A 26,851-nucleotide genomic window follows, 5' to 3' on the forward strand; every position below is an offset into this window, starting at 1 on the left:
CGGATGAGAGTAAAAAAAATAACAGAGTTGAATAGGCTTTCGGTCGAAGAGTTTAAGTCTGAACCTAAAATTCCGCTTATCATTGTATTGGATAATGTAAGAAGCCTTAATAATATCGGATCTGTGTTTCGCACTTCGGATGCATTTCTTGTAGAGGCTGTTTATCTATGCGGAATTACGGCAACTCCGCCCAATGTGGAAATCCATAAAACAGCTTTGGGTGCTGAAAATTCGGTTGCATGGGCATATTACTCAGATACAGATCAGGCTGTAGAAGAGCTGAAGAAAAATGGCTACACCCTTTGTGCTGTGGAGCAAGCTCAAAATAGCATAATGCTGGATGAATTGCAACTGGATTCTAAAAAGAAATATGCTGTTGTTTTAGGGAATGAGGTAAAGGGTGTACAGCAGGATGTTGTGAGCCGTTGCGACTGTTGTGTTGAAATCCCTCAATATGGAACAAAGCATTCCCTTAATGTTTCGGTGGCTGCCGGGATGGTAATATGGGAATTTTCTAAACAATTGAAGTAAGTTACCAATATTTTTCCTAGTTTTGCATATAAGACGTATATAACACACTATGCTATGATAACCGAATCAGATAAAAACCATCTCGCAGAAAAAGGTATTACCGAAGATCAACTGAACAAACAATTGGATAACTTTAAACAAGGATTTCCTTTCTTGGGTATTGCCGCTGCAGCGTCAGTAGAAAAAGGTATTAAGGTGATATCTCCTGAACAGGAAAAAGAATATCTGGCGGACTGGGATGAATACAAAGCGTCATCGGGAAAACAAATTGTTAAATTTGTTCCTGCCTCGGGAGCAGCAAGTAGGATGTTCAAAGACTTGTTCGAGTTTTTAGATGCGCCTTATTCTGTACCGACTTCAGACTTTGAAAAGAAATTTTTTGAAGACATAGAGAAGTTTGCGTTTTATAACGATCTGGATGCCATGTGTCTGAAAAATGAAGGGCAACCGCTTGCAGCTTTGCTTTCGGAAGGAAAATATAAATCAATTGTTGAGAATTTGCTGAAGCCAAAAGGGCTTAACTACGGAAATCTGCCAAAGGGACTTCTTAAGTTTCATAAATATAGTGATACATCCCGTACTCCGGTCGAAGAGCATTTGATGGAGGGGTATCTTTATGCAAAGAATGATAAAGAAGAAGTGAATATTCACTTTACTGTATCGCCTGAGCATAGAATATTGTTTGACGACCTGATAAAGGGAAAAAAACAAAAGTTTGAAAACGAACTTCATGTAAAATATGACGTTACGTTTAGCGAACAAAAAACGAGTACAGATACAATTGCGGTGGATGCCGATAATGAGCCGTTTAGGGAAAATGGAAAATTATTGTTTCGCCCGGGAGGACATGGCGCACTGATAGAAAATCTGAATGACTTAAATGCGGATATCGTTTTTATAAAAAATATAGATAATACTGTCCCCGATAAATATAAGCAGACAGAGACCAAATATAAAAAGATACTAGCGGGTGTATTGGTTGATACTCAGAGAAAAATATTTGAATATTTGAAACTTCTCGATAGCGGGAAATATAAACATGATCAACTAATAGAAATTCTTTATTTTCTACAAAAAGAATTAAATATAAAAAATCCCGATACAAAATTGCTGGAAGATGCAGAGCTTGTGCTTTATCTGAAAAGAAAACTCGATCGCCCTTGTCGTGTCTGTGGTATGGTGAAAAATGTGGGAGAACCGGGAGGTGGCCCTTTTCTAGCCGTAAATTCAGATGGAACGATCTCTCCTCAAATCTTGGAAAGCTCGCAAATTGATATGTCCGACCCTGCGAAACAGGAGATGTTTAAAAAAGGAACTCACTTCAATCCTGTTGATTTAGTTTGTGGGATTAAAGACTACAGAGGTAATCATTTCAATCTGAAAGACTATGTAGACTATAATACCGGATTTATATCAATCAAATCAAAAAGCGGAAAGGAACTTAAAGCTTTAGAACTTCCCGGCTTATGGAATGGTGCGATGTCTGATTGGAACACAATATTTGTTGAAGTTCCGGTCGAAACTTTCAATCCTGTAAAAACTGTAAATGATTTGTTAAGAGATTGCCATTTGTGATTTTTTTTGTCATTTATTCTGTTTTTTCAAATGTAAAAGATTGTGTATGTAATTCTTAAAAAAATATAGCCAAAGTTTTTATTTAAAGAAAAAAGGATTATCTTTGCTCGGGAATAAGAATTTTTACATTATTACAATATAGCTTTTCCTAAAGCTAGGATCGAGTATAACTGCTTGACCGTTACAGACTTTTATTAGACTATTACTGACTTTATTAAAACTACAATAATGAAATTTCGATTAGGATTAGTTGTACTACTCTTCTTGCCTTTACTTATAAAAGGGCAATCTACTTCGCCAGATGTCGTGTTTTACTCGAAGGGTAAAATGTACGTTAAGTACGGAAGTGAGACTGATGGAACGCAGTCTAAGTCAACAACTTTGTATGTTAAAGGTTCTGCTGAGTTTGCTGATGGTTCAGGCATAATTCAGAATGGCCGTACAGAGTTGACCGGGGATTTTATTAATGGAAAAGATCCCGGAGTTCAAGGTAATGGTGCTGATGTTGGCGGTGAGTATGCGCATCTGTTTAAAGACCCCAATACGAGCAGCGGTGTGGTAGCTTTTGTTGGTAAGGATAATAAACAAACGATTAAAAGGTCTCCAAGTCTTTTAGCTAACAAAGGTTCTCAAAAAAAATACAATTATATAGCTTTCCCGACGTTGCATGTTGATAAAACAGTAACAGATATTAATGCTGCTGATCCTCGATTGGTAGGATTTGTGGCTGTTGATACATCTGCTGCCGTTGTCGTGAATAAATTATTATCACCACTCAATGGTTCTAATGTTTTGGGAGGTAATAGGTTTGTTGTAGAGGGAGGCTATGATGCTACGATTACGCAAAAAATGAATCTGGGACAGGCACTTATCGTAAGTGATACCGGTTCAGACCTTCCCGGATATAGTCAGGTAAATTTAACATATTACAAATATAATGGTACCAGTGAGGATGATGGAGCTATAAATTCTTCGACTCATGAGGCTGCTACCGGAGCTAATACACTCCGTAAGACAGTAAACGGGAAAGTATGGAATTACTTGACAGGGTTTACTCCACCATTTGAAGAAATGGGTACAGACTATTTGTTTTATCATGTATTTATGAAACCAAACAAAAATAGTCTGACTTCTAATCAAGGAACGATTCTAGATCCTCTATACAAGATGAAAGCCGGATACGGGTACTTTATGAGTATGGATGTGACGGATTACGGAAGTAAGAATGTTGATGATAGATGGGCTGCTTTGAACGTCAAATCTGCCAATAGAGCAAGAGGAGGTTTTGAATTCAATCGCCGACTGATGAGATATCACTTCACTAAAATAAGTGGTAATACAATTACCGGTGGAGTTCCTAATCCAGAATCTACCGATTATTTAATGGGCTTTGCTCGCTTTTCACCGGATTTGGCAGGTACAAAATCAGGAGGTTGGAAGGGTTTAGGGGATTGGCCTGATTTTGGAAGAGATAGGATCGAATTGCTCGAAACTGAAAAGTTTAAAACGGATGCTGTAACAGTGACTCTGGAGCAAGGACTTAACTTCTTAGGGAACCCCTTCATGGCGCCAATCAGTTTGAATCCGTTATTAGGATATGATATCAAAGGAACTTCACTTGGCACAGATTTAAGTGCCGGCGTTTTGGATGTGTCGCAATACTTTGGGCAAGATGTAAATACATCTGCTAAAAATGAAACTACAAAAAATGTGTTGAGGTCTAAATATTGGATTGTAAATAATGGTTTGATCAGATATGACAATAGTGATAAGCTATATCATATGCAGGTTAGCTATGATTATATCAGTACAGATGGAGTTACTGTAACAGGTGGATCGGCTGATCCGGCAGACCCAGGCAGGAATATTGTAGATCCTCTACAATTCTTAATTGCCCCTATGCAAATGTTTATTGTACAGGCTAACAAAAGTTTTGATATTTCTTTAAGCCCTGCTTTAAGAACATTTGGAACAACACGATATTTGAAAAGTGGTGCTACATCGAATCTATTATCAGACTTCTTTGTGGTTGAAGTTGCCAGCTCTGCGGATAAGGCGGCTGATAGAACTGCAATAGTACTGCGTGATAACGCAAAAATGACAAGTGATGACAATCTGGATACGCCGAAGAATTTCTCTAAGTCGATTACTGTACCAAATGAAAGTGATAAGATATATCCTGAAGAAGGTTCTACTTTTATCTACACAAAATCGAGTGACGGTGTAAATATGTTAGGAAATGTAGTTCCGCTAAATATTAAAGAGTTAGCATTGTATGTAACTCCTCCGGCTACACAACAGACAATGTCTTTGAATTTTTACAACTTGGAGAATGTTACATCTGTTCAGGATGTTTGGTTGATAGACCGTTACCAGAATAATAAAACAGTGAAATTGACACCTGGTACATCTTACAATTATTCTTCAGGGCCGTCTGATCTGAAAAGTGTAGATGAAAATCGATTTATATTACGCTTTTTCGAAACTAAAGATATTTTAGAAGACGAAACTACCGAAATAACCTGCTATTACAATGAACCGGTATTGCATATTTCCGGCTTGAATGAGAAAGATGTGAATAGCGATGTGTTGATTTATGATATGCAAGGACGATTGATGGGAAAAACCAGAGTAGGTAAAAATGACTATCCATCAATGGAATATTCTAAAACATTAAACTTAGGAACATACATAGTAAAAATAGCAGGAAACAGAACTTTTACAACAAAAGTTGTGAACTTACACAACTAGCTTTTTAGAACACAGACGTACGAAAAATATAACAAATGAAAACAAAACTAGTGATATTTGTGTTTTTGATAACATGCTTTGGGCTCTCTATACCAACGATTTCAATAAATGCTGCAGAGACGGATGCGATGGATGCGCAAGTAATATCCAGCAAGTCTCCTTCTGCCGTAACTTTATCAAAGATTGAGAATTTATCAATTGCAAGCAGGACAGATAATTCTTCGATGGCTACAACACTAAATAAAGTAGGTGGTACAAGAGCTCTTACAGACTGGGGGACAGATCCGGACTTGCCCGGACAAGGAGGTGAAGTAACAGACCCGGGTCAAGTAGGAGAAGCAGCTCCAATAGGAGATATTACACTTCCTATAATTCTATTTGCGTTAGTTATTTATTTCGCTTATAGAGGAGTTACGACTTCAAAAAGAAGAAACAATCTTTAATGCATACAAGTCTATAAAGATAAAATAGGAGAGTGTTAATCAATATTCTCCTATACTAATAGCATGAAAGTCCCATTCGTCGTAAGATAAATGGGACTTTTGTATGTTTATATCAATAAAAATTACTTTTCTATCCAATTTATGATTTTATCACAAAAAGGATCTTCTCGTGGAGCGACAAAATCTACAAGTTGACCATTCTCATCAATCATAAATTTCTGAAAATTCCATTGTACCTCTGCATCCATTTTACCGTTCTGTGATTTCTCTGTCAGCCATTTGTAGAGTGGTGCTTTGTTGTCACCTACTACGTCTATTTTGCTCATCATAGGGAACGATACATTATAGTTGAGTGTACAGAATGTTTTTATTTCTTCATTTGTACCGGGCTCTTGACCATTAAAATTATTAGCAGGAAAACCTATTACGACAAAGTTCTTGTCTTTATATTTTTCGTAAAGATCTTGTAACTTGTTATATTGAGGAGTAAGCCCACATTTAGACGCAACATTTACCACCAAAACCTTTTTACCTTTTAGGCTTGAAAGATCAAAATCTTTACCGTCAATATCTTTTACTTTAAAATCATATAAGGATACTTGCGCTATCATAACTGTAGAAATTATACTGAATAGAGTTGTTAAAATTAAATGTTTCATCTTGTATTATTATTTAGTGACTGTAATTAAAACAACTAGTATATGCAGAATGTTTTGTTAATAAATATAGAATACATGTGCTACATCTTCATTATATTTAATAGTATTTGAAGCTGTGTTTCGTTGTATCTTTTCTAAAAAGATTACCTTTACGGCGTCAAAACAAAATAATATGGATTTTAATTTAGAGATATTTTCCCTGGTTTTATTTATCGGGGCGTGTTTTGCCGGATTTATAGGTTCGCTTACAGGTTTAGGAGGAGGTGTAATTGTAATCCCTATCTTAACCCTTGGATTTGGTGTAGATATCAGATATGCAGTAGGAGCTGCATTGGTTACATCTATTGCCACATCTTCAGGAGCGGCCGCGGCATATATAAAAGAAGGGATAACCAACGTGCGCATTGGTATGTTTCTCGAAATAGCAACAACGACGGGAGCTGTTGCAGGTGCAATTGTAGCTATGTATCTTGATAAGATGTATATCGCTATAATTTTAGGTGTTGTTCTTATTTTTTCTGCGATACGTTCTGTGTCAAAGAAAGAAGATGGCATCGATTACTCTGCTCCGGGGGATAAGTTGGGCGAAAAGTTGAAACTAAATGGTTCTTACCCAACCAAAGATGGGAAGGTAGAAAAATATAATGTTCATAATGTAATCGGAGGGTATTCTCTGATGACGGTTGCGGGTGTTTTGTCAGGGCTGCTTGGTATTGGCTCAGGATCACTGAAGGTATTGGCTATGGATACGGCAATGAAAATTCCTTTCAAGGTATCTACAACAACCAGTAATTTCATGGTTGGTGTAACAGCTGCTGCCAGCGCTGTGATCTACTTTCAACGAGGATATATCGATCCGGGATTAGCTATGCCTATTGTTGTGGGAGTCCTTTTGGGTGCATTCTTTGGCTCTAAAATACTACCTAAAGCAAATGTAAGAAATTTAAGACTGCTATTTAGTGTTGTCATTTTCTTCTTGGCTGTTTCTATGATTTATAATGCTTTAACCGGTAAAATGTAATAAGATGAAGAAAGTTTTTTCTAAAGAGTTTTGGGAAGAAAGAGACATGGAGCTTCTTATTGGTAAGTTGCTGCGATATGGAGTTATGTTAGCTTGTGGTATTACCGTATTTGGAGGTCTGATCTATTTATTCCAAAATCACGGTTTGCCTATCGAGCATTATAAACCTACACCAGATGATCAGCCCTTTCCGGGAGTCTCTCAATATCTACGAGAGTTGTCAACGATTATTCCCCGGGTATTAGAGTTTGATGGTGCAGCCATCATACAATTAGGCGTTTGTGTACTCATTGCCACGCCTATTTTGCGTGTAGCATTTTCGGTGATAGGTTTTCTTATTGAGAAAGATTATATGTACGTGGCGATAACCATCGTCGTTTTATTAATTATTGTAGCCAATATGGTTTTAGGATTACATTGATATGAAGAACACAATATTTCCTTTTTTATTATTTATATCTATTTCTTTATTTTCTCAGTCAACGAAAGAGAAAGGTTTTGAAACAATTAATAAAGAAAGCGCAAAAGCATATATTGGCTTTCTGGCAAGCGATGCAGTAGAAGGCAGAGAGGCTGGTAGGCATGGTGGACGTGTTGCCGGAGAATATTTGAAGTCTGTATTGCAAGATATGGGGCTTAAACCTCTGAATGAGGATTCTTATTTCCAGCCTTTTGAAGCATATAGTCCCGAGAGACAAAAAAGAGTGCGTTTTTCTGTTCATCCCGATTCTATTCAGAAGTATAGTCAACTTCCGGCTCATCGTAAGTTAGAATTAAGGAATGTATTGGGCTATATTGAAGGTGAAAATAAGAATGAATATGTTGTAATGGGTGCTCATTACGATCACTTAGGTATGGATGAAGTCCTCGATGGGGATAAGATATATAATGGAGCCGATGATAATGCTTCGGGAGTTTCTGCTGTATTGCAAATAGCGAAAGCTTTTCTTGCGAGTGGAGAAAAGCCCGAGCGTACAATTATTTTTGCACTATGGGATGGTGAAGAGCTGGGGCTGTTAGGCTCGGAGTATTTTATGCAAACATGCCCTTTCGCATCAGATATTAAAGGATATGTTAATTTTGATATGATTGGACGCAACAATGACGAGCAGAAACCAAAGTATGTCGTGTATTTCTATACCGAAGCACACCCTCAGTTTGGAGAATGGCTGAAGAGTGATATTAAGACATACGGACTAGGTTTGGAGCCTAATTATCGCCCTTGGGATAAGCCTATTGGCGGTAGTGACAATGCTTCATTCGCAAAAAGAGATGTTCCTGTGATTTGGTATCATACAGACGGACATCCCGATTATCATCAACCGAGCGATCTTGCCGATAAAATAAATTGGGATAAACTTGTCGAAATAACGAAAGCTGCTTATCTTAACCTCTGGAATTTAGCAAACTTAAAAACATATTAAATTATGAGGCTGAAACTTATCCTTGTCGCACTCTTTTTTATGCCATTTTCTTTATTTGCACAAACACCTAAAGAAAAAGGTCTGGCAGAAATAACTTTGCAAAAGGCAAAGGAGTATATAGGGGTTTTGGCTAGTGATAGTTTAGAGGGGCGTAAAGCCGGCGAATCAGGAGGGCTGAAGGCCTCAGAATATATAAAAAGTACACTTCAAAAAGTAGGTGTTAAGCCTTGGAGAGATACTTATTATCAACCTTTCGAAAGTGATCGCTATCCTTCCCTAAAGATGCGCAACGTACTGGGGTATATCCCCGGAAAGTATCAGGATGAGGTTGTGATAGTTGGTGCGCATTACGATCATATAGGTGTAAAAGCAAACAAAACGAATGATAGCATATACAACGGAGCTGATGATAATGCTTCGGGAACATCGGCGATTTTGCAGATAGCAGAAGCCTTTTTGGCTTCGGGCGAAAAACCATTGCGCACTGTAATTTTTGCGTTGTGGGATGGCGAGGAATTGGGCTTATTGGGTTCATCTTATTTTGTTGAAGATTACTCCAAGAACATAACTTTTCCTTTACTCACAGCTCCTAAAATAAGAGGCTATATCAATTGCGATATGATTGGTAGAAATAAGACGGAGGCTGATTATAATTATGTAGCATGTTTTTTCTCTCCTGAGAAACCTGTATTTAAAGAATGGTTACAGAACGATATTGCCGCATATAATTTAAATTTGGTTCCCGATTTTCGTTCTATGGATGATTCTCCGGGAGGAAGCGATCATATTCCTTTTTCGATGAGGAAGATACCTGTTATATTTTACAATACCGATTTGCATGAAGATTACCATAAGCCGACCGATCATGCCGATAAAATTAATTATGAGAAAGTTGTAAATGTTACTAAAGCCACCTATCTTAATTTGTGGAATATGGCTAATCTGAAGGATTTCTAGTTAAGATATCGTGTATAAATTTCCTGGGAGCGTTCTTATCATTCCTTTCATTTCCATCTCCAGTAATGTAGAAAACAGTGAGTATGCCGGAACACCAAGCTCTCTGGCTAACTGATCAATATGTATAGATTCTTTTTCTGACAATTTATTAACGATGGTTTGCTCATCATCTGTCAATATGGAGAAAAGACTTTGTTGAATGGGTGCTTTCTTCTTTTTGGGCGGTTCGTTATCCCAACCCATTTGTTGCAGGAAATATTCTGTTGATCGGAATAGATCGGCTTTGTGTGACGAGATAAGCTTGTTACACCCTTGAGAATATTTGTCAGTCATTTTTCCCGGAACGGCAAACACATCTTTACAATATGAATTCGCAATTTCCGCCGTAATCAACGAACCCCCTTTTACGTCAGACTCAACAACAATAACAGTATCGGCAATGCCTGCTACTATCCGGTTTCTTTTTACAAAATTGTATCGGTCGGGTTCTGTATTGCTTGGGAACTCAGAAAGCAACCCTCCTTTAGCGACCATTTCTCGAGCTATTTGCTTGTGTACATGCGGGTATATTCTATCTAAGCCATGAGCCAGTATACCGATTGTAGGCAAATTATGTTTCAGAGCGGCTCTATGTGCATTAATATCTATTCCGTAAGCAAGTCCGCTTACAATAAGGGTATTAGGTAGCAGGTGTGCAATTTCTTCCAGAAAAGTATCACAAAAACTATTGCCATAATTTGTGGAGTTTCTTGTTCCTACTATGCTTATTACCTTCTCTGTGTTGAAATCGACATCTCCCTCAAAATAAAATAAGACAGGAGCGTCTGCGCACTCTTTTAGTCGTTTAGGGTAGTCTGTCTGATTGATGAAGTAGGTTTTGAGCTTGTTCTTCTCTATAAAAGAGAGTTCTTTTTCTGCTTTTATAAGAACCTCCGGATTAAGTATGCCATCAACCAGCTTATGTGAGATCCCTGTTTTTGAGATCAGAGTTTTTCTATTTGTTTTGAATATAGCTTCCTCGTCACCCATAATCTGTAGGAGATTGCGAGCAGTAATATCACCTACTCCCGGAATGAGGGTGAGGGCAATCTGATAAATACGTTTATCAGAGGAAAGGTTCATTTCTTTAAATAGATTCTTTTAAAGGGTCAAAGATCTGACCATCTTTCATATGTACGGTTCTGTCTGTTATAGAAGCCAGATTTTCGTCGTGAGTTACTATAATGAATGTTTGTCCTAATGTATCGCGAAGCTTAAAAAATAATTGATGTAGTTCTTCTTTATTCTCAGTGTCGAGGCTACCCGACGGCTCATCAGCCAAGATAATCGCGGGATTATTAATTAAGGCACGTGCTACAGCAACACGTTGCTTTTCGCCTCCCGATAGTTCATTTGGTTTATGCCCAAGTCTATCGGCTAAGCCCAGCATGTCGAGTAATTCTTTTGCCTTTTGCTTTGCCTGAGAATCCTTAACTTTTCCTATCAGTGCAGGGATCATTACATTTTCCAGCGCTGTAAATTCGGGTAAAAGCTGATGGAACTGAAATACAAATCCAATGTTTTTGTTTCTGAAATCAGACAGTTGGCTATCTCTCAGTGAGTTCAGTTTTTGCCCATTAATGTGTACTGTACCGCTGTCAGCCTTATCCAGTGTCCCTATAATTTGCAGAAGGGTCGTTTTTCCGGCTCCACTAGCACCTACAATCGATATTATCTCCCCTTTTTCTACATGAAGATCTATGCCTTTGAGAACTTTAAGCGAGCCAAAACTTTTAGTTATTCCTTCTACAGTAATCATTTGTTTTATTTTATACCAATACCGAAATAGTCAAATCCTATTTCGTTCATCTCTTGTTTGTTGTATATATTTCTTCCATCAAAAACGACAGGTTTCTTCATGGTTTTCTTTATTACTTCCCATGTAGGCAAGCGGAACTCGTTCCATTCGGTAACCATTAATATCGCATCCGCTTCTAATGTAGCATCGTAGATATCTTTTGCGTATGTAATACTGTCGCCTAGAATTCGTTTAGCCTCTTCCATTGCTACAGGGTCATAAGCCTTAACTTTTCCTCCTGCTTCTAAAATCTTATCAATGATAACCAGCGATGGCGCTTCACGCATATCATCCGTTTTTGGTTTAAATGCTAGTCCCCATACGGCAATAGTTTTTCCTTTTATATCGTTATCATAGTATTTCATTAGTTTCTCGAAGAGAATTTTCTTCTGAAACTCATTTACTTCTTCAACCGCTTCGAGGATTTTCATTTCATAGCCTAGATTTTCAGCTGTATGGATAAGTGCTTTTACATCTTTTGGAAAGCAGCTTCCACCATATCCGCATCCGGCATATAAAAACTTAGAACCGATGCGCACATCTGCTCCGATTCCTTTTCGTACCATATTGATGTCAGCACCTACAATTTCGCACATATTAGCAATATCGTTCATAAAACTGATTCGGGTAGCCAACATAGCATTCGCTGCATATTTTATCATCTCGGCCGAAGGAATATCGGTATATATAATGCGGTAGTTGTTCAATGTGAAAGGTTTGTATAGTCTTTCCATTAATTGCTTGGCTTGGTCAGACTCAATGCCAACCACAACACGGTCGGGTTGCATAAAATCTGTAATGGCTGCACCTTCTTTTAAGAATTCAGGATTTGAAGCCACATCGAATTTCAGATCCGTTAAACCTCTTTTGTCTAATTCTTCCTGAATGGTTTTCTTTATCAGCTTGGCTGTGCCTACAGGTACTGTACTTTTGGTTACAATAACCATATATTTGTTTAGTTCTTGTCCAATAGTACGTGCTACATCAAGCACATATTTCAGGTCTGCACTTCCATCTTCATCGGGAGGTGTGCCTACTGCTGAGAATACAATATCAACCTCGTTGAGGATAGAGCTAAGCTCGGTCGTGAAATTTAGGCGTCCCGCTTTATGATTGCGTTCTACCATTTCGTCAAGTCCCGGCTCGAAAATAGGAATGATACCATTCTTTAGTTTATCTATCTTGTTCTGATCGATATCAATGCAAAAAACTTCTGTTCCCATTTCAGCAAAGCAGGTTCCCGTGACGAGACCTACATAACCTGTACCAACAATCGCGATTTTCATGCCTGAATTAAATATTATAAATAACTAAATATTTGTAGTGCTTAATTTTGAAATACAAATATAGTATTAATCTTTTATCTTAAATCTATATTTGGCTCTGTCTGTTAAAAGAAATATGTAACACTCAGCTTTAGGGCTCTGTTGTATAAAGGATATTGGTCATATACAATATTATATAAACCGTGGTGGTAATTGAGAGCAAACTGATAATTGTTGTGTTCTATTCCGAGTAATATCTTTCCCGTACCGACTATCAGTCCCTGCTATTAATCCCATAATATCCATACCGATGTATGAACCTAAACCAAATGTCAAGCGATAATCGTCTTTAATAGCCCATTTTATTCCGAAGTTAAACGCTAAGTTTGCATAGAATCGTCTTCGTTTTAAGGTTCTGTTATTAAGACTTCGCTTTGTTGCAAAGGGTTAATATGTATATTATAAAGCTGTAATAAAAGGCGTTTGCTATTTTTCCTTTTTCTTTCTATATATTGTCACTTTTCATTACCTTTGTATGCCTATTATAAGTCAATCATTAACTTGAAATAAAAATATGGTTTCTTTCTTTCAAACCCCTTCCGGGAACATTATTGCTGTTCAAACAAGCTCCACCCTCAACGATGATTTTATCCAACGCCTTACATGGGCATTCAGTGGTGCAACTATGCTTGATTCTGATGAAGTTTCAGGCTTTTTTGTTGGTCCCCGCCGCGAGATGATAACCCCATGGAGCACAAATGCTGTGGAAATTACCCAGAATATGGGAATAGAGGGAATCGTGCGTATCGAAGAATTTTTTCCTGTCGCAGGTACCGATGCAGAGCATGATTCTATGCTCCAACGTATATACAATGGACTTAATCAGCGTATTTTTACAATAGATAAGACGCCGGAACCTATTATAGAGATCGATGATATCGAAGCATATAACCAACAGGAAGGTTTAGCCTTAAGCGAAGATGAGGTTGAATATCTGAACAGTGTAAGTCAACGATTGGGGCGCAAGTTGACAGATAGCGAGGTTTTTGGATTCTCTCAGGTGAATTCAGAGCATTGCCGCCACAAAATATTTAATGGAACATTTATCATTGATGGTGAAGAAAAAGAAAGTTCTTTATTTAAACTGATAAAAAAGACATCTCAAACCAATCCGAACAAATTAGTTTCAGCATATAAAGATAATGTAGCCTTCAATATGGGGCCTCAAATAGAACAGTTTGCTCCTACAGAAGGTGACAAGCCAAGTTATTTTGAGGTAACACCGATCAAATCGGTTATCTCTCTGAAAGCTGAGACTCATAACTTCCCTACAACCGTAGAACCGTTCAATGGTGCGGCTACCGGCTCGGGAGGAGAAATACGTGACCGTCTGGGCGGAGGTAAAGCTTCCTTGCCTATTGCAGGAACAGCTGTTTACATGACTTCTTACCCAAGAACCAAAAAAGGAAAAGCATGGGAGGAAGCAATTGAAGAAAGACCTTGGCTATATCAGACCCCGGAGGAGATACTAATAAAAGCGTCTAACGGAGCTTCTGATTTCGGTAATAAATTTGGTCAACCGCTCATTTGTGGGTCATTACTTACATTCGAGCATGAAGAAAATAGAAAGAAATTTGCTTTCGATAAAGTAATTATGCTAGCCGGAGGAATAGGATACGCCAATAAGCGCGATGCGCTCAAAGGTGAACCTAAACCCGGAGAAAAGGTAGTAATACTGGGAGGTGATAATTACCGTATCGGTATGGGCGGTGGAGCTGTTTCGTCTGTTGATACAGGTCAGTACTCAAGCGGAATAGAACTGAACGCCGTACAGCGTGCAAATCCCGAAATGCAAAAGCGTGCAGCTAATGTTATTCGTGCTTTAGCAGAATCGAAAGATAATCCGATCGTTTCTATTCACGATCATGGAGCAGGGGGGCATTTAAATTGCTTATCGGAACTGATAGAAGCTACCGGAGGAAAGATAGATGTATCTAAATTACCTGTGGGAGACCCTACTTTATCTTCGAAAGAGATTGTAGGAAATGAAAGTCAGGAACGTATGGGCTTGCTTATCCCCGAAGAAGCTGTAGACAAAATAGAACGAATCGCTCAGCGTGAGCGTTCACCGATGTACGTAGTAGGTGAAACTACTAACGATATGAAGTTGGTGTTTGAACAGGCTGACGGAAAACGTCCGATAGACTTGAAGCTGGAAGACTTTTTTGGTAAAGCGCCTAAAACAATAATGCGCGACGATACGCTTGAAGAAGAATATACGAATCCGGAATATGATCTCTCAAGACTGGAAGACTATATAAAGAACGTGCTACAGTTAGAGGCTGTTGCTTGTAAAGACTGGTTGACAAACAAGGTTGACCGTTCGGTGACAGGTAAAGTTGCCCGCCAGCAAACGCAAGGAGAAATTCAGTTGCCACTGAGTGATCTTGGAGCTGTGGCTTTAGACTATAAAGGAAAAGCAGGGATTGCAACATCTATAGGACATGCGCCCCAGGCTGCGATGATAGACCCGGCGGCAGGTTCGGTGCTTGCTATTGCCGAATCGCTTACAAATATAATATTTGCACCTATCGAAGATGGGTTGAAGGGTATTTCTTTGAGTGCTAACTGGATGTGGCCTTGCAAAAATCCGGGAGAAGATGCACGCTTATACAAAGCTGTAGAAGCATGCTCTGAGTTTGCTTGCGAACTGGGAGTAAATATCCCTACAGGTAAGGACTCTCTTTCGATGACTCAGAAATACGGAGACGAAAAAGTATATTCACCGGGTACTGTGATCATTTCGGCAGCAGGTGAAGTAAAGAATATACGCAAGATTGTTTCGCCTGTATTGGCATACATAAAGGGAACATACCTCTATTATATAGATTTCTCTTTCGATACCTTCAAGCTTGGAGGTTCGGCTTTTGCTCAGACTATGAATAAGCTAGGAGAGGAAGTGCCAACCGTTCAGGATACTGAATACTTCAAAAATGCATTTAACGCTGTTCAGGAGTTAATAGACAGGGGATTGATACTTGCAGGACATGATATCTCAGCCGGAGGTCTTGTTACAGCAATGCTTGAAATGTGTTTTGCAAATCCTCAGGGAGGTCTTGAATCTCGCTTAGATAAGCTGCATCATGCAGATATAATAAAAGTATTGTTCTCCGAAAATCCGGGTATTCTTATTCAGGTAAAACATCATCATCTGGTAGAAAAAATCCTTGATGATTATGGTATTGGTTTTGCTATTATTGCCAGACCAATAGAGGAGAGAAAACTGGTAATTCAGAAAGATGCATTTGTTCAAGAATTTGATATAGACGAGCTGCGTGACGTATGGTTCGAATCTTCATACTTGCTCGATAAAAAGCAAAGCGGAGAGAAACTAGCCGCAGAGCGTTTCCAAAACTATAAAAATCAGCCATTACAGTTTAACTATAATCCATCTTTTACAGGCAAATTTGCTCAGTTTGGTATCGATCCGGACAGAGTAAATCCTACCGGACTAAAAGCGGCCATTATCAGAGAGAAAGGTACTAATGGAGAGCGTGAGATGGCATATTCCTTGTATCTTGCAGGGTTTGATGTGAAAGACGTACATATGACAGACTTAGCTTCTGGTAGAGAAACGCTTGAGGATATCAATCTGATTGTATTCTGCGGAGGCTTTTCTAATTCGGATGTACTTGGTTCGGCTAAAGGTTGGGCAGGAAGCTTCATGTACAACGAAAAAGCGAAAGAAACTCTTCGCAAGTATTACCAACGTGAAGATACATTGAGTCTTGGTGTGTGCAACGGTTGTCAGTTGATGATGGAGCTTGGGCTGGTATATCCAGACCATGATGTGAAACCTAAGATGGAACATAATGCTTCTCATAAGTTTGAATCTACTTATGTGAGCGTAGAAGTTCCACAAAACGAATCGGTAATGTTTGGTTCTCTATCGGGCAGTAAGCTTGGTATATGGGTAGCGCATGGTGAAGGACGTTTCTCGATGCCAAAGGCTGAATCGGAATACAATGTTATAGCTAAATATATTTACAGCGAATATCCGGGCAACCCTAATGGTTCTGATTATGATATTGCAGGTGTTGTTTCTAAGGATGGGCGTCACTTGGCTATTATGCCTCACCTTGAACGCTCTTTGTTCCCTTGGCAATGTGCATATCTGCCATTCGAACATCGTAGAGATGATTTTACTCCTTGGATAGAAGCATTTGTAAATGCAAGAGAGTGGGTGAAAACCGTAAAGAAGTAAACTTATAAAATAAATTGATAGAGGCTGTTACGGAAGTAGCAGCCTTTGTTTTTTGCAATCGTTTGCGAAGATAAAGAATTATTATTTATATCCTCTTAGATATGATGTGTATGTTAAATGATTAGTTTTACTTAAACTAATTCAGTATATGTCATGAAAAACAAATGCCTCTTTCTTTTTGCTTTTGTTCTTTTTTCTTCATTCTTGAAGAGCCAGACCTTATATAATTCAGAATATAATTATATCCAAGAAAAAGGAATGGATCCTTCGCAGTATCTTATCTCTAAGTTTCAGCGTTATGATCTGGTTTTGCTTGGCGAAGATCATGCTGTCAAAGACCATTTGGACTTTGTGAAAGATTTAATCCCCCGACTGTATGAAAACGGAGTGACGAATCTTTGTATGGAATTTGGAGCTTTTGAGATGCAAAGCAAATTAGACTCTTTAATGAATGCAGAGGAGTATAATGAGCAACTTGCCCGGGATATGATGTTTTACTATAATGTAGGGTGGGCATATAAAGAGTATACAGATATATATAGAAAGGTTTGGGAGTTTAATAAGACATTGCCTGCCGACAAGAAGAAGTTCAGGATCGTTAATCTCAGTTATCAGTATGATTGGACTAAATATAGTTTTCCCCGAACTCCTGAAAATATGAGTAAGGTGTTTTATCTGGGAACTCCGGATGATTTCAGAACTAAGATTATAGAAAAAGAAATAATTGCTAAGCAGGAAAAGGCTCTTGTCTATATGGGATCGGTACATGTTTTTACGAAGTATTATTTACCGATACTAAAAATGAATAACGATAATTTTTGCGATTATGACACCGGTTTTGTCGGAAATAGGCTTTATCGGAAATATCCCCAAAAAATATTTAATATAATGTTGCACTTTCCTTTCCAAGCTAAAGACAAATCAAAAGTTAATTGGGTATCTCCTGCAGATGGTGCGATTGAAGCCATTATGGCTATGAATAATGATAAGCCTGTCGGGTTTGATCTGAAGGATACGCCATTAGGCAAACTGCCCGATAATAGCTTTTTCAGTATGTGTTACAATGATTTTCGCATGGAAGATTTCTTTGATGGCTATATATTTATAAGTCCATTCAGAAACTTGCAAGGCTGTACTATAGATTCTTTATACTTTGAGAATAAAGATTGGGCAGAAATCAAAAAGCACATGCCCGATCCCGATTGGCGTACGGCAAAAGATGTCGACGAATATATTAAGCAAATAAGTGAATATGTAGATGTTAAGAAAAGATACTCGGATGTAATAGAGAAATAGCAGTATCGTGATTTTTAATGCCAAGAGAATAATATTAACTTTGTATTGAGAAATATAAGATTAATAATGGCAAATATAAAAGATTCCTTATTCGAACAGGCAATGAAGGTGCGCGACTATGAATGTGATGCACAAGGTATTGTCAATAATGCGAATTACCAACATTACTATGAAGTTGTGCGCCATGAATTTTTGGAAGAGCATAATCTTAATTTTTATGAGCTGCATCAGCAAGGTGTAGATGCAGTAGTAGTGAGTGTATATATACGCTACAAGCACTCTTTGCGTGGTAGCAACGACTTTGTTTGTACCGTTGATTCTATCGAAAGGGAAGGAATACGATATATTTTCAATCAGAAAATAGTTCGTTTAAGGGATAACAAGGTTTGTTCTACAGCTCGGTTTGAGATTGCCTGTATGGTGAATGGTAAAGTAGGAAAGCCTCAAATTTTTGATGAGATTTTGGGTAAATATATTGTACAGTAGATAACGCAATATTAGCTGATACGCTTATGGCACTCACGTTTGAAAACAAAATGAAAGTTCGCGACTATGAATGCGACTCACAAGGTGTGGTTAATAATGCTATTTATTTGCATTATTTTGAGGCTACACGTCACGAGTTGATGGAGAAGTGTGGACTGCGTTTGCGTGATCTTACCGAAGCGAATATACTACCTGTGGTGCGTAATGTAAATATTAGCTACAGGAATTCTTTGCGGGGATCGGAAGAATTTGTGTGTAGTGTTAAGATCATGCGCAAAGGTCTTCGGTATCTGTTTCATCAACAAATTATCCGTGTGGGCGACAACACTTTGTGTGCCGACGCTGTTATAGAGGTAGTTTGTTTGATTAGTGGTAAAGTGGCAAAGCCGGATATGTTTGACAAGGCTTTTGCTGATTATATAAATTGGGAATAAGAAAAAATGAATTCAAAAATAACATTATATGTTGCCCGTCACGGCAAAACGTTGATGAATACTCTTGATAGAGTTCAAGGGTGGTGTGATTCTCCTCTTACTGATGAGGGGATTGATGTAGCCCGTTATTTGGGACATGGTCTCAATAATGTGGTATTTAGAACCGCATATTGTAGTGATCTTCGCAGAACAAGACAAACCGTAGAGGTTATCCTGGAAGCCAAAGGGCAAAAAGATATACCTGTATATGAACTGTCCGGACTGCGTGAGGCGTGTTTTGGTGGTTTCGAAGCCGATTTCAATCATACGATGTGGAATAGTGCGGCTCTTTATCTGCATTACACATCTGTAGATGCAATGTATAAAGATATATTAGCAAAGAAAATCAATTACAGAGATGTGTTGAATGCCATAAAGAAAATTGATAGGCTGGGCATGGCGGAAAATTTTTCTCAGGTAGAACAACGTACTCAGGCTAGTTTGAAAGAGATTGCCGAAAAGGAGATGCGAAAAGGAGATGGTAATATCCTTGTTATATCGCACGGAATGAGTATATTGGCGATGCTTCTCAGCTTGGGAGGCGACAGATTATTTACCAAGCCATTGGATAATGCAGCAGTATGTAAAGTCACTTATCAGAATGGTGAATTTACAGTAGAGTCGATGGCTGATATGAGTTATGTAGAAAAAGGGAAACTGATGATAGGAGTAGAGGTGTAAAAACTTCTACTCATTCAATAACTTGTTAAGAAAGTCGTCGAATTCACGATCAAACTTTTCCATCAGGTCGTTGTCTAACTTGATTGTCGAATCTTCGTTTATCAGCAACAACTCTTCTATTACCTCAAGATTGTCGTCGGCATAATTTACAGAAAAAGGCTTGTATAGATCTAAAGATGAAAACATTTCTTCTTTATCCAAGTCTTCTGTAACTTCTCGTAGAATAGAAATAACCTTATCGTCGCTCAACTCTTCAACTTTATCTACCCAGTCGAAAATAACGATTTCAGCGACTTTGTTCTCTTCATCATCATAGAATGCAACTTCACCACTTTCTTTATCTACAGTAATAAATACATCGGTGAGTGAGCTGCCTTGATAATCTTTTGATAGGGTATCTATTGCCTCTACAAAAGTGCTTTTGATCAGTGATGACGGACTTTTATGAACTTCTTCCATTGGCTTTTTTTCAGCTACAAAGTTATTTTATACGAAAGTACGAAAAATATTCTATTATTCTATTTCTTTGGATTTCAAAATGTATTACAATAATTCATTTATCCACTTTCTCATTTTGTTCGGCTCCATCGAGTTACTCTTATGTTTCAGTGCTCCTGATTTATCATAAATGAGATAGGTAGGAACTCCTATTAATTGTAAATCATTTTTGAGATAATCCCATGTTTTTTCGTCCAGATAATAATGTTCACCTCCTATTTGCGAAACTTTTTCTTCCCAAGTCTTCCGTACAGAAGTATGATTTGTTATATATACAAATACAACATCTTTTCCTGTTAGTTCTTTTTTTACAGGCTCTATTTGTTTCATGTTTTTCAAACATGGACCACACCATGTTGCCCAAAAGTCAATGAAAACAACTTTGCCTTCATATTTTTGTAATATTGTGCTTATCAACAGTTCTTTTGAAACTTTGGGTGTTTCATTAATCTTAAAATCTTTCGAAGAGCTATCGGATTGAATGAGTTTTATTACTTTACTGTTCTCCGTAAATAACATCTCAGAGAAAGCTTCTTCTTTGTAATAAGATTTTATATCTTCTTTTTGCGATTCGCTCAGAGGTTTTAACTCATTCAATTGCTTTGTATATGCATTTAGAATTAACATCTTGTCAAAAAAAGAATGATCATCATCAATAATATATTTTACAATCGAGTCTGTTTTATCTTTCCACACATCAAGAGAGTACATATCGATAGGCGGTATTCCAATGTTGTTGATATTTAGTAAGTTCTGGATTAATATTTGATAAGAAGGTGAATATAGATAATATGGGTTGTTCAACTTTAAGTCTTTCAATATAGAATAATACGAAATATCAGGCTCGGTTGGCGTGTAATTACTCTCGCCTTCATGTAACTTATATTTATTCTTTATTGTTTGAGAGTAGTTTAAAATATAAAAATTAGAAAAAAGAGCTTTTAACTCACAGCCCATAATAAGCTTCAAGTTTTCAGATAAGTCATTTCTTTCTTCCAGCTTTTTTAGGATGTTAGATAATGCTTTCTTACTAATTTGTGCATATTCGTTAGGGGTAATATTGTAATCATTTACATCTACACCAAAATCTTTATTCATACATATTTCCAGTAGCTTGTCTCCCATGTTCATATAATTAAACGGAGGACTTAGGCTGTTTTCTATACTGACGTACTTTTCGCCATTATTATCAAAAGAAATATTAAGCTTTGTATTTTCATTTGGTAACAGATATATAAGCCCACTGTAAATAGGAGATTCTATAACGCAGAGGCTAACTGTAAATATGGGTATATTAAAACTAAATGCCCCTTCGTTGTCAATTGGTATTTCAGAGCCAATATTGTCGAAGCCTATTCTATTTATTCGGATATTAAGTGTTTCAGTTTTTTGTTCTTTTGGTATATTTCCGAGTATCTTTCCTGAAAGAGTTCCTACCCCGTATTTAAATTCAGGGATGGGGAGCTGTGCATGAATCATACAAGCGTATAAAACCAAAAAAGCAACTAAAACAATAAGCTTTTTCATTGTGCTAATATTGGCTACTTTGAACTATATATTAAAATCTAGAAAATGTTCACCTGTTTTTAGGGTATTGTGTATCCTGATTTCTGCATTTTGCTGTACTAATGAATATGGTACCACACTCTTTGTCAGCCATGCGTTACCTCCGATTGTAGAGTCGTGCCCTACAACGGTATTGCCTCCCAAAATTGTAGCTCCTGCATATATAACCACATTGTTTTCGATAGTCGGGTGTCTTTTTTCGTTCGCTAATCCTTTGGTTACAAATAAAGCTCCGAGAGTAACGCCTTGATATATTTTTACATTATCGCCGATGATAGTTGTTTCGCCGATAACGATCCCTGTGCCATGGTCTATATAAAAAGCTTTTCCTATCTCAGCTCCCGGGTTGATGTCTATCCCCACTTTCGAGTGTGCATATTCAGAAAATAGGCGAGGGATAATCGGCGTTTTCATCTTGTAGAACTCATGCGATATACGGTAAACTACCTGTGCAAAAAAACCGGGATAAGTTAAGATTACCTCTTCTATCGATTTTGCAGCCGGATCGTTTTTGTAATATACTTCCGCTTCGTCATATAGTTGATCCTGTAGTTCCGGCAGATGAGAAATGAATTTTCCGACTGTTTCTTCTGCTTGAGCCCTATCCAGCAAAGCCGAAATATTCTCCACCATAATGGAGTAAAAGTAATACAGCTTTTTCTCTCTCGATTTCTCCTGATCGCAAATTGGGAATAGTACACGGTGTATCAATGTGTTCAAAGCATCTTCCAGTTCTATTCTGTTAATTGGTAAATGTTTTGATTCTGCTCTTAATTTATTCGCTATTTCGTAAATATTAGTCATGATTTTCAGTGTTGTGGAAAACAAAAATAAGAATTAAAACAATATCTCTGGAAATTTGATAATGTTAAATTATTATATGTTATAAATCATGCTATTATAGATGAATTTTTTTAAAATAAATTGATATAAATAGCTTCTTTATTTATATTTTTGTATAGTAAAATAACCGACATAATCCTTTATATTATGAATATTAATGACATTTTATCATCTTTAGAGGCAAGACATCCAGGAGAATCCGAATTCTTGCAAGCAGTAAAAGAGGTGCTTGTATCCATCGAAGATGTTTATAACCAACACCCCGAATTTGAAAAGAACCGGATTATAGAACGTCTGGTAGAGCCAGACCGCATATTCACATTTAAGGTGCCTTGGGTAGACGACCGTGGCGATATTCAGGTGAATATTGGCTATCGGGTACAATTCAATAATGCAATTGGCCCTTATAAAGGAGGTTTAAGATTTCACGCTTCGGTAAATCTTTCTTCACTCAAATTCTTAGGGTTTGAGCAGACGTTTAAGAATGCACTTACTACTTTGCCGATGGGTGGAGGTAAGGGAGGATCAGACTTTAGTCCGAGAGGAAAGTCAAATGCCGAAATTATGCGTTTCTGTCAGGCTTTTATCCTTGAGCTTTGGCGCAATATTGGCCCTGATACAGATGTTCCTGCCGGAGATATAGGTGTGGGTACTCGCGAGATAGGCTATATGTATGGTATGTACAAAAAGCTGGCACGTGAAAATACCGGTACTTTTACCGGAAAAGGATTAGAATACGGAGGTTCATTGGTACGTCCTGAGGCAACAGGATTTGGCGCTCTTTATTTTGTGAATGAAATGCTTAAAGCAAAAAATATAGATATTAAAGGTAAGACTGTTGCTGTTTCGGGTTTTGGCAATGTGGCGTGGGGGGCAACACTCAAAGCTACTGAGCTGGGTGCAAAAGTGGTGACTATCTCCGGGCCTGACGGTTATATATATGATGCAGACGGAGTGAGTGGTGAAAAGATAGAATATATGCTTGAGTTGCGCGACTCGGGTAATGACATTGTAGCACCTTATGCGGAAAAATTTCCGAATGCAGTATTCCATGTAGGCAAAAAACCTTGGAGTGAAAAAGTGGACATTGCTTTACCTTGCGCTATACAAAATGAGCTGAATCTTCAGGATGCTCAGGCTTTGATAGCTAATGGGGTAACATGTGTAGCCGAAGTGTCTAATATGGGCTGTACGGCAGAAGCTGTAGACTTTTTCATCGAGCAGCATACGCTCTTTGCTCCGGGTAAGGCTGTGAATGCAGGCGGCGTTGCTACATCGGGTTTAGAAATGAGTCAGAATGCAATGCATATACAATGGGGTGCCGAGGAGGTTGACCAACGTTTGCATGGTATTATGAAAAATATACATGGACAATGTCTCAAATTTGGAAAAGACAACGGTGAATATATTAATTATGTGAAAGGAGCCAACGTTGCCGGATTTATGAAAGTAGCCCGGGCAATGATAGCACAAGGAGTTGTATAATAACTGATTTTGTAAATCAATCGTTTGAAAAGCCTTTTAAATTCATGTAATTTAAGAGGCTTTTTAATTTGTAGTTGGAAACTGTATTATCCTGAAAGGTTTTTGATATCGTTCGGAATTAAACTGCCGATATTTATCTGTCTCACTTCTTACTGTAAGCCCGAACTACATAAAAAATATATTCTTAATTACTTCCTTAATTATTGAATTTTTACTTACTTTGCGGTTCAAAGTGAGGCGTTTATACTAAATTTCGTATATGGTAAAGAAACTGTTGAAATGGGCTAAAAGAATTGTAATATTTCTTTTTCTGTTCAGTATATTTCAAGTCGTTTTATTCAAATTTGTTCCTGTATACTATACTCCGTTGATGGTATGGAACAATATGGGGCAATTATTCTCAGGAGAAGCTGTCGTTTGCCATCACAAATGGGTTTCGATAGATAAGATTTCAGGTTACCTGCCACTTGCCGTAGTAGCTTCCGAAGATAACTTATTCCTCGACCATTCAGGATTCGATTTCGATCAGATAGAAAAGGCTCTGAATGAGGCTGAAAAAGGAAAACGACAGAGGGGTGCAAGTACAATCAGCCAGCAAACAGCGAAGAATGTTTTCCTTTGGTCGGGTCATTCATATATTCGCAAAGGACTGGAAGTATATTACACATTACTTATAGAACATATCTGGGGAAAAGAACGTATTATGGAGGTCTATCTCAATTCTATCGAGATGGGTAAAAATATATATGGTGCTGAGGCTGTCGCTCAGGTGAATTTCAAGAAATCGGCAAAAGCTCTTACCGCAGGAGAATCTGCGCTGATAGCGGCAACGCTTCCTAACCCTATCCGATTTAATTCGGCAAAACCATCTGCTTATATACAAAGGCGTCAGGCTAAAATATTAGATTTGATGTGGAAAGTAAAGCCTGTAGAATTTGACAAAGAGGAGAAGAAAGAAGTAAAAAAAAGCGTCAAGAAAAATAAGAAGTAAAGAACCCTGCCCTATGAAAGTAAACGAAGCTATACAGATACAAGAGAAGAAATTGATCCTAAAAATTAGGGTATTAGTTCTCTTCTATATATTTGCTTTGTTCTTTTGGGGGATAACAGCATTTCCGATAGAGACGGAACTGAAAATTATATGCGGTCTACTTGGTATATCTTTGGATGTCTCTCCTGATGTGTATACCGGATTTACAGGATGGATTGCTACAGTAACGAATGGCGTGATTGACACAAATCATAATTACCCGTTTCTTTCTTATGGTACAGACTGGCTGGCATTCTCTCACCTTGTTATAGCTGTGGCCTTTATTGGTCTTTACGTCAGACCTGTACGAAATATTTGGATTGTATATTTTGCAATGATAGCTTGTGCAGGAGTTATTCCCTTAGCTTTAATTTGCGGCGCAATACGAGGGCTTCCTCTTTGGTGGAGATTAATCGACTGCTCTTTTTGTGTGTTCGGATTAATACCGCTATACTTCTTGCATGTATATATAAAGAGGCTCGAGAAGCTCATCGACTATACGCCTACAAAATATTGATGAGAAATTAATTGTATATCAACAGCAATGAGCTGATTAATATAAAAAAAGAGAAAGATTCAATCTTTCTCTTTTCTTGTTCTTTAAGCTCAATCTCTTATTTCTTTACAGAGAATTTATAGATTGTTTCACTTGTATATTTCTCACCCGGGCGTAGAGTTGCCGAAGGCCAGTCTTTTTTGTTCGGTGTATCAGGATATTTTTGAGTTTCTAGACAAACAGCAGCACGGTATTGATTTGCTTTGCCTTTTTTACCTTTGTCTTTACCATCCATAAAGTTGCCCGCATAGAATTGCAGCCCCGGTTCGGTAGTATATGTTTCCAATACTATTCCTGTTTTAGGTGATTCTAGTGTGGCTGCTACTTTATTGATGTCTCCACCTGTATTTAATACCCAGTTGTGGTCATACCCTTTTCCGTTTTTCAACTGTACAAAGTCATAATTGTCTATTCTTGCTCCAATAGTAGTAGGTGTGCGGAAATCCATATCTGTTCCTTCTACAGGAAGTATCTCGCCTGTAGTCATAAATGTAGAGTCTACCGGAGTATATTTGTCAGCATCCAGCATGAGTAACCAATCCGTATTTTTTGAATCCGGATCTCCATCCATATTGAAATATGTATGGTTTGTCAGATTTACCACTGTTGGTTTATCTGTTTCAGCTTCGTACTTGATGTCAATAGCGTTGTCATCTTTCAATGTATAAGTGATTTTGGTCTTTAAGTTTCCCGGAAAACCTTCTTCTCCATCTTTCGAAAGATAAGTCAGTTCGATTGTTTTATCATCTATTTGATTGGCATCGAATACTACAGTATGAAAACCTTTGTCGCCGCCATGTAACGTGTGACCAAAGTTGTTTTTAGGCAGGTCGTACTTTACACCGTCAAGCTCGAATGTTCCGTTTCCGATTCTGTTTCCGTAGCGACCTATTGCCGCTCCGTAATTATTTCCGGGTACATTAATATAATCTTGTATAGAGTCGAAGCCGATTACAACATCTTTCTTATTGCCATCCTTGTCCGGCACAAGCACAGAAACAATGCGTCCTCCGTAATTGGTGACACATACTTCCATTCCGTTTGTGTTTTTCAAGACAAACAGGCCTACTTTTTTCCCATTTACTTCTGTTTCAAAATTCTTTTTGTCGAGTCCCGACTCAGTCAATTTGCTTACGGGAGCTTTTTCTGTACAACTAACAGCCAACAGTAATACTGTTAATACAGCTAAACACGTTTTCTTCATAACTTA

Annotated in this window: 24 protein-coding genes; 16 read left to right on the forward strand and 8 right to left on the reverse strand. The window is 37.9% G+C overall.

What is annotated here, in order from left to right; genetic code table 11:
• The first annotated feature begins 3 nt into the window (after positions 1-3).
• From BGO84_RS11130 to BGO84_RS11145, 4 genes are all read left to right on the forward strand, one after another.
• Positions 4-531 (forward strand): RNA methyltransferase, encoded by a 528-nt coding sequence (locus BGO84_RS11130; protein ID WP_291029242.1) that lies wholly within the window; start codon positions 4-6, stop codon positions 529-531.
• Positions 532-585: 54 nt separating this feature from the next.
• Positions 586-2,106, forward strand: coding sequence for a DUF4301 family protein (locus BGO84_RS11135; RefSeq protein ID WP_291029244.1), 1,521 nt, complete (start codon positions 586-588; stop codon positions 2,104-2,106).
• A 228-nt stretch (positions 2,107-2,334) separates the two neighbouring features.
• Positions 2,335-4,857, forward strand: coding sequence for a T9SS type A sorting domain-containing protein (locus BGO84_RS11140; RefSeq protein WP_291029246.1), 2,523 nt, complete (start codon positions 2,335-2,337; stop codon positions 4,855-4,857).
• A 35-nt stretch (positions 4,858-4,892) separates the two neighbouring features.
• Positions 4,893-5,300: a hypothetical protein gene (locus tag BGO84_RS11145; RefSeq protein ID WP_283686807.1), complete on the forward strand. Its 408-nt coding sequence runs from the start codon at positions 4,893-4,895 to the stop codon at positions 5,298-5,300.
• 122 nt (positions 5,301-5,422) lie between these two features.
• On the opposite strand, the gene BGO84_RS11150 is transcribed toward BGO84_RS11145, so the two are convergent.
• Entirely contained in the window at positions 5,423-5,959 is a 537-nt protein-coding gene (locus BGO84_RS11150) for a glutathione peroxidase (protein WP_291029248.1), read from the reverse strand.
• Between the two features lie 172 nt (positions 5,960-6,131).
• Between BGO84_RS11150 and BGO84_RS11155 the strand changes: the two genes are divergently transcribed.
• From BGO84_RS11155 to BGO84_RS11170, 4 genes are read left to right on the forward strand one after another with little or no spacing between them, the layout of a single operon-like run.
• On the forward strand, positions 6,132-6,980 hold the full coding sequence (locus tag BGO84_RS11155; protein ID WP_135103670.1) for a sulfite exporter TauE/SafE family protein: 849 nt from the start codon (positions 6,132-6,134) through the stop codon (positions 6,978-6,980).
• Between the two features lie 4 nt (positions 6,981-6,984).
• Positions 6,985-7,401, forward strand: coding sequence for a DUF1634 domain-containing protein (locus BGO84_RS11160; RefSeq protein ID WP_006842252.1), 417 nt, complete (start codon positions 6,985-6,987; stop codon positions 7,399-7,401).
• Between the two features lies 1 nt (position 7,402).
• On the forward strand, positions 7,403-8,404 hold the full coding sequence (locus tag BGO84_RS11165) for a M20/M25/M40 family metallo-hydrolase (protein ID WP_291029251.1): 1,002 nt from the start codon (positions 7,403-7,405) through the stop codon (positions 8,402-8,404).
• A 3-nt stretch (positions 8,405-8,407) separates the two neighbouring features.
• Positions 8,408-9,361 carry a M20/M25/M40 family metallo-hydrolase gene (locus tag BGO84_RS11170; protein WP_291029253.1) on the forward strand — a complete coding sequence of 318 codons (954 nt, stop codon included), beginning with the start codon at positions 8,408-8,410 and terminating at the stop codon, positions 9,359-9,361.
• On the opposite strand, the gene dprA is transcribed toward BGO84_RS11170, so the two are convergent.
• From dprA to BGO84_RS11185, 3 genes are read right to left on the reverse strand one after another with little or no spacing between them, the layout of a single operon-like run.
• Positions 9,362-10,483 (reverse strand): DNA-processing protein DprA, encoded by a 1,122-nt coding sequence (gene dprA, locus BGO84_RS11175; protein ID WP_291029255.1) that lies wholly within the window; start codon positions 10,481-10,483, stop codon positions 9,362-9,364.
• A 4-nt stretch (positions 10,484-10,487) separates the two neighbouring features.
• Positions 10,488-11,159, reverse strand: a complete 672-nt coding sequence (locus BGO84_RS11180; protein ID WP_252639209.1) for an ABC transporter ATP-binding protein — start codon at positions 11,157-11,159, stop codon at positions 10,488-10,490.
• 5 nt (positions 11,160-11,164) lie between these two features.
• The gene (locus tag BGO84_RS11185) at positions 11,165-12,484 is read right to left on the reverse strand and encodes a UDP-glucose/GDP-mannose dehydrogenase family protein (RefSeq protein ID WP_291029257.1); all 1,320 of its coding nucleotides are present in this window, start codon (positions 12,482-12,484) and stop codon (positions 11,165-11,167) included.
• 553 nt (positions 12,485-13,037) lie between these two features.
• On the opposite strand from BGO84_RS11185, the gene purL reads away from it, so the two are divergent.
• The 5 genes from purL (at position 13,038) to BGO84_RS11210 (ending at position 19,663) form a co-directional block, all read left to right on the forward strand.
• Positions 13,038-16,727 carry a phosphoribosylformylglycinamidine synthase gene (gene purL, locus BGO84_RS11190; RefSeq protein ID WP_291029259.1) on the forward strand — a complete coding sequence of 1,230 codons (3,690 nt, stop codon included), beginning with the start codon at positions 13,038-13,040 and terminating at the stop codon, positions 16,725-16,727.
• Positions 16,728-16,880: 153 nt separating this feature from the next.
• A complete protein-coding gene (locus BGO84_RS11195; RefSeq protein WP_291029261.1) occupies positions 16,881-18,023 on the forward strand; it encodes a ChaN family lipoprotein in 1,143 nt (380 codons plus the stop codon).
• Positions 18,024-18,089: 66 nt separating this feature from the next.
• On the forward strand, positions 18,090-18,509 hold the full coding sequence (locus BGO84_RS11200) for an acyl-CoA thioesterase (protein ID WP_291029262.1): 420 nt from the start codon (positions 18,090-18,092) through the stop codon (positions 18,507-18,509).
• Between the two features lie 26 nt (positions 18,510-18,535).
• Entirely contained in the window at positions 18,536-18,943 is a 408-nt protein-coding gene (locus BGO84_RS11205; RefSeq protein WP_291029264.1) for an acyl-CoA thioesterase, read from the forward strand.
• A 6-nt stretch (positions 18,944-18,949) separates the two neighbouring features.
• Positions 18,950-19,663, forward strand: coding sequence for a histidine phosphatase family protein (locus BGO84_RS11210; protein WP_291029266.1), 714 nt, complete (start codon positions 18,950-18,952; stop codon positions 19,661-19,663).
• 6 nt (positions 19,664-19,669) lie between these two features.
• On the opposite strand, the gene BGO84_RS11215 is transcribed toward BGO84_RS11210, so the two are convergent.
• From BGO84_RS11215 to epsC, 3 genes are all read right to left on the reverse strand, one after another.
• Entirely contained in the window at positions 19,670-20,122 is a 453-nt protein-coding gene (locus BGO84_RS11215; RefSeq protein WP_135103681.1) for a hypothetical protein, read from the reverse strand.
• Positions 20,123-20,206: 84 nt separating this feature from the next.
• Positions 20,207-21,688, reverse strand: a complete 1,482-nt coding sequence (locus tag BGO84_RS11220; protein WP_291029268.1) for a TlpA disulfide reductase family protein — start codon at positions 21,686-21,688, stop codon at positions 20,207-20,209.
• A gap of 24 nt (positions 21,689-21,712) precedes the next feature.
• Complete coding sequence (gene epsC, locus BGO84_RS11225) at positions 21,713-22,531, reverse strand: serine O-acetyltransferase EpsC (protein WP_135103682.1); 819 nt, start codon at positions 22,529-22,531, stop codon at positions 21,713-21,715.
• A 186-nt stretch (positions 22,532-22,717) separates the two neighbouring features.
• Between epsC and gdhA the strand changes: the two genes are divergently transcribed.
• The 3 genes from gdhA to BGO84_RS11240 all read left to right on the forward strand — a co-directional run bounded on the left by gdhA (position 22,718) and on the right by BGO84_RS11240 (position 25,602).
• A complete protein-coding gene (gdhA, locus tag BGO84_RS11230) occupies positions 22,718-24,055 on the forward strand; it encodes an NADP-specific glutamate dehydrogenase (RefSeq protein ID WP_291029269.1) in 1,338 nt (445 codons plus the stop codon).
• A gap of 259 nt (positions 24,056-24,314) precedes the next feature.
• Entirely contained in the window at positions 24,315-25,046 is a 732-nt protein-coding gene (mtgA, locus tag BGO84_RS11235; protein ID WP_291029271.1) for a monofunctional biosynthetic peptidoglycan transglycosylase, read from the forward strand.
• A 13-nt stretch (positions 25,047-25,059) separates the two neighbouring features.
• Complete coding sequence (locus BGO84_RS11240; protein WP_291029273.1) at positions 25,060-25,602, forward strand: hypothetical protein; 543 nt, start codon at positions 25,060-25,062, stop codon at positions 25,600-25,602.
• A gap of 97 nt (positions 25,603-25,699) precedes the next feature.
• On the opposite strand, the gene BGO84_RS11245 is transcribed toward BGO84_RS11240, so the two are convergent.
• Complete coding sequence (locus BGO84_RS11245; RefSeq protein WP_291029275.1) at positions 25,700-26,845, reverse strand: aldose epimerase family protein; 1,146 nt, start codon at positions 26,843-26,845, stop codon at positions 25,700-25,702.
• Positions 26,846-26,851: the final 6 nt, after the last annotated feature.

This window comes from Dysgonomonas sp. 37-18 (assembly GCF_001899125.1).
In the GTDB taxonomy this organism is placed as follows: domain Bacteria; phylum Bacteroidota; class Bacteroidia; order Bacteroidales; family Dysgonomonadaceae; genus Dysgonomonas.

What these genes read in the sequence shown, in the direction of transcription:
- BGO84_RS11145 (WP_283686807.1), top strand. Translation starts at nt 4,893, where the DNA reads ATGAAAACAAAACTAGTGATATTTGTGTTTTTGATAACATGCTTTGGG.
- BGO84_RS11200 (WP_291029262.1), top strand. Translation starts at nt 18,090, where the DNA reads ATGGCAAATATAAAAGATTCCTTATTCGAACAGGCAATGAAGGTGCGC.
- BGO84_RS11135 (WP_291029244.1), top strand. Translation starts at nt 586, where the DNA reads ATGATAACCGAATCAGATAAAAACCATCTCGCAGAAAAAGGTATTACC.
- BGO84_RS11160 (WP_006842252.1), top strand. Translation starts at nt 6,985, where the DNA reads ATGAAGAAAGTTTTTTCTAAAGAGTTTTGGGAAGAAAGAGACATGGAG.
- BGO84_RS11220 (WP_291029268.1), bottom strand. Translation starts at nt 21,688, where the DNA reads ATGAAAAAGCTTATTGTTTTAGTTGCTTTTTTGGTTTTATACGCTTGT.
- BGO84_RS11165 (WP_291029251.1), top strand. Translation starts at nt 7,403, where the DNA reads ATGAAGAACACAATATTTCCTTTTTTATTATTTATATCTATTTCTTTA.
- mtgA (WP_291029271.1), top strand. Translation starts at nt 24,315, where the DNA reads ATGGTAAAGAAACTGTTGAAATGGGCTAAAAGAATTGTAATATTTCTT.
- BGO84_RS11150 (WP_291029248.1), bottom strand. Translation starts at nt 5,959, where the DNA reads ATGAAACATTTAATTTTAACAACTCTATTCAGTATAATTTCTACAGTT.
- BGO84_RS11195 (WP_291029261.1), top strand. Translation starts at nt 16,881, where the DNA reads ATGAAAAACAAATGCCTCTTTCTTTTTGCTTTTGTTCTTTTTTCTTCA.
- BGO84_RS11180 (WP_252639209.1), bottom strand. Translation starts at nt 11,159, where the DNA reads ATGATTACTGTAGAAGGAATAACTAAAAGTTTTGGCTCGCTTAAAGTT.
- BGO84_RS11155 (WP_135103670.1), top strand. Translation starts at nt 6,132, where the DNA reads ATGGATTTTAATTTAGAGATATTTTCCCTGGTTTTATTTATCGGGGCG.
- gdhA (WP_291029269.1), top strand. Translation starts at nt 22,718, where the DNA reads ATGAATATTAATGACATTTTATCATCTTTAGAGGCAAGACATCCAGGA.
- BGO84_RS11205 (WP_291029264.1), top strand. Translation starts at nt 18,536, where the DNA reads ATGGCACTCACGTTTGAAAACAAAATGAAAGTTCGCGACTATGAATGC.
- BGO84_RS11170 (WP_291029253.1), top strand. Translation starts at nt 8,408, where the DNA reads ATGAGGCTGAAACTTATCCTTGTCGCACTCTTTTTTATGCCATTTTCT.
- BGO84_RS11240 (WP_291029273.1), top strand. Translation starts at nt 25,060, where the DNA reads ATGAAAGTAAACGAAGCTATACAGATACAAGAGAAGAAATTGATCCTA.
- BGO84_RS11245 (WP_291029275.1), bottom strand. Translation starts at nt 26,845, where the DNA reads ATGAAGAAAACGTGTTTAGCTGTATTAACAGTATTACTGTTGGCTGTT.
- BGO84_RS11185 (WP_291029257.1), bottom strand. Translation starts at nt 12,484, where the DNA reads ATGAAAATCGCGATTGTTGGTACAGGTTATGTAGGTCTCGTCACGGGA.
- BGO84_RS11130 (WP_291029242.1), top strand. Translation starts at nt 4, where the DNA reads ATGAGAGTAAAAAAAATAACAGAGTTGAATAGGCTTTCGGTCGAAGAG.
- BGO84_RS11210 (WP_291029266.1), top strand. Translation starts at nt 18,950, where the DNA reads ATGAATTCAAAAATAACATTATATGTTGCCCGTCACGGCAAAACGTTG.
- epsC (WP_135103682.1), bottom strand. Translation starts at nt 22,531, where the DNA reads ATGACTAATATTTACGAAATAGCGAATAAATTAAGAGCAGAATCAAAA.
- BGO84_RS11215 (WP_135103681.1), bottom strand. Translation starts at nt 20,122, where the DNA reads ATGGAAGAAGTTCATAAAAGTCCGTCATCACTGATCAAAAGCACTTTT.
- purL (WP_291029259.1), top strand. Translation starts at nt 13,038, where the DNA reads ATGGTTTCTTTCTTTCAAACCCCTTCCGGGAACATTATTGCTGTTCAA.
- BGO84_RS11140 (WP_291029246.1), top strand. Translation starts at nt 2,335, where the DNA reads ATGAAATTTCGATTAGGATTAGTTGTACTACTCTTCTTGCCTTTACTT.
- dprA (WP_291029255.1), bottom strand. Translation starts at nt 10,483, where the DNA reads ATGAACCTTTCCTCTGATAAACGTATTTATCAGATTGCCCTCACCCTC.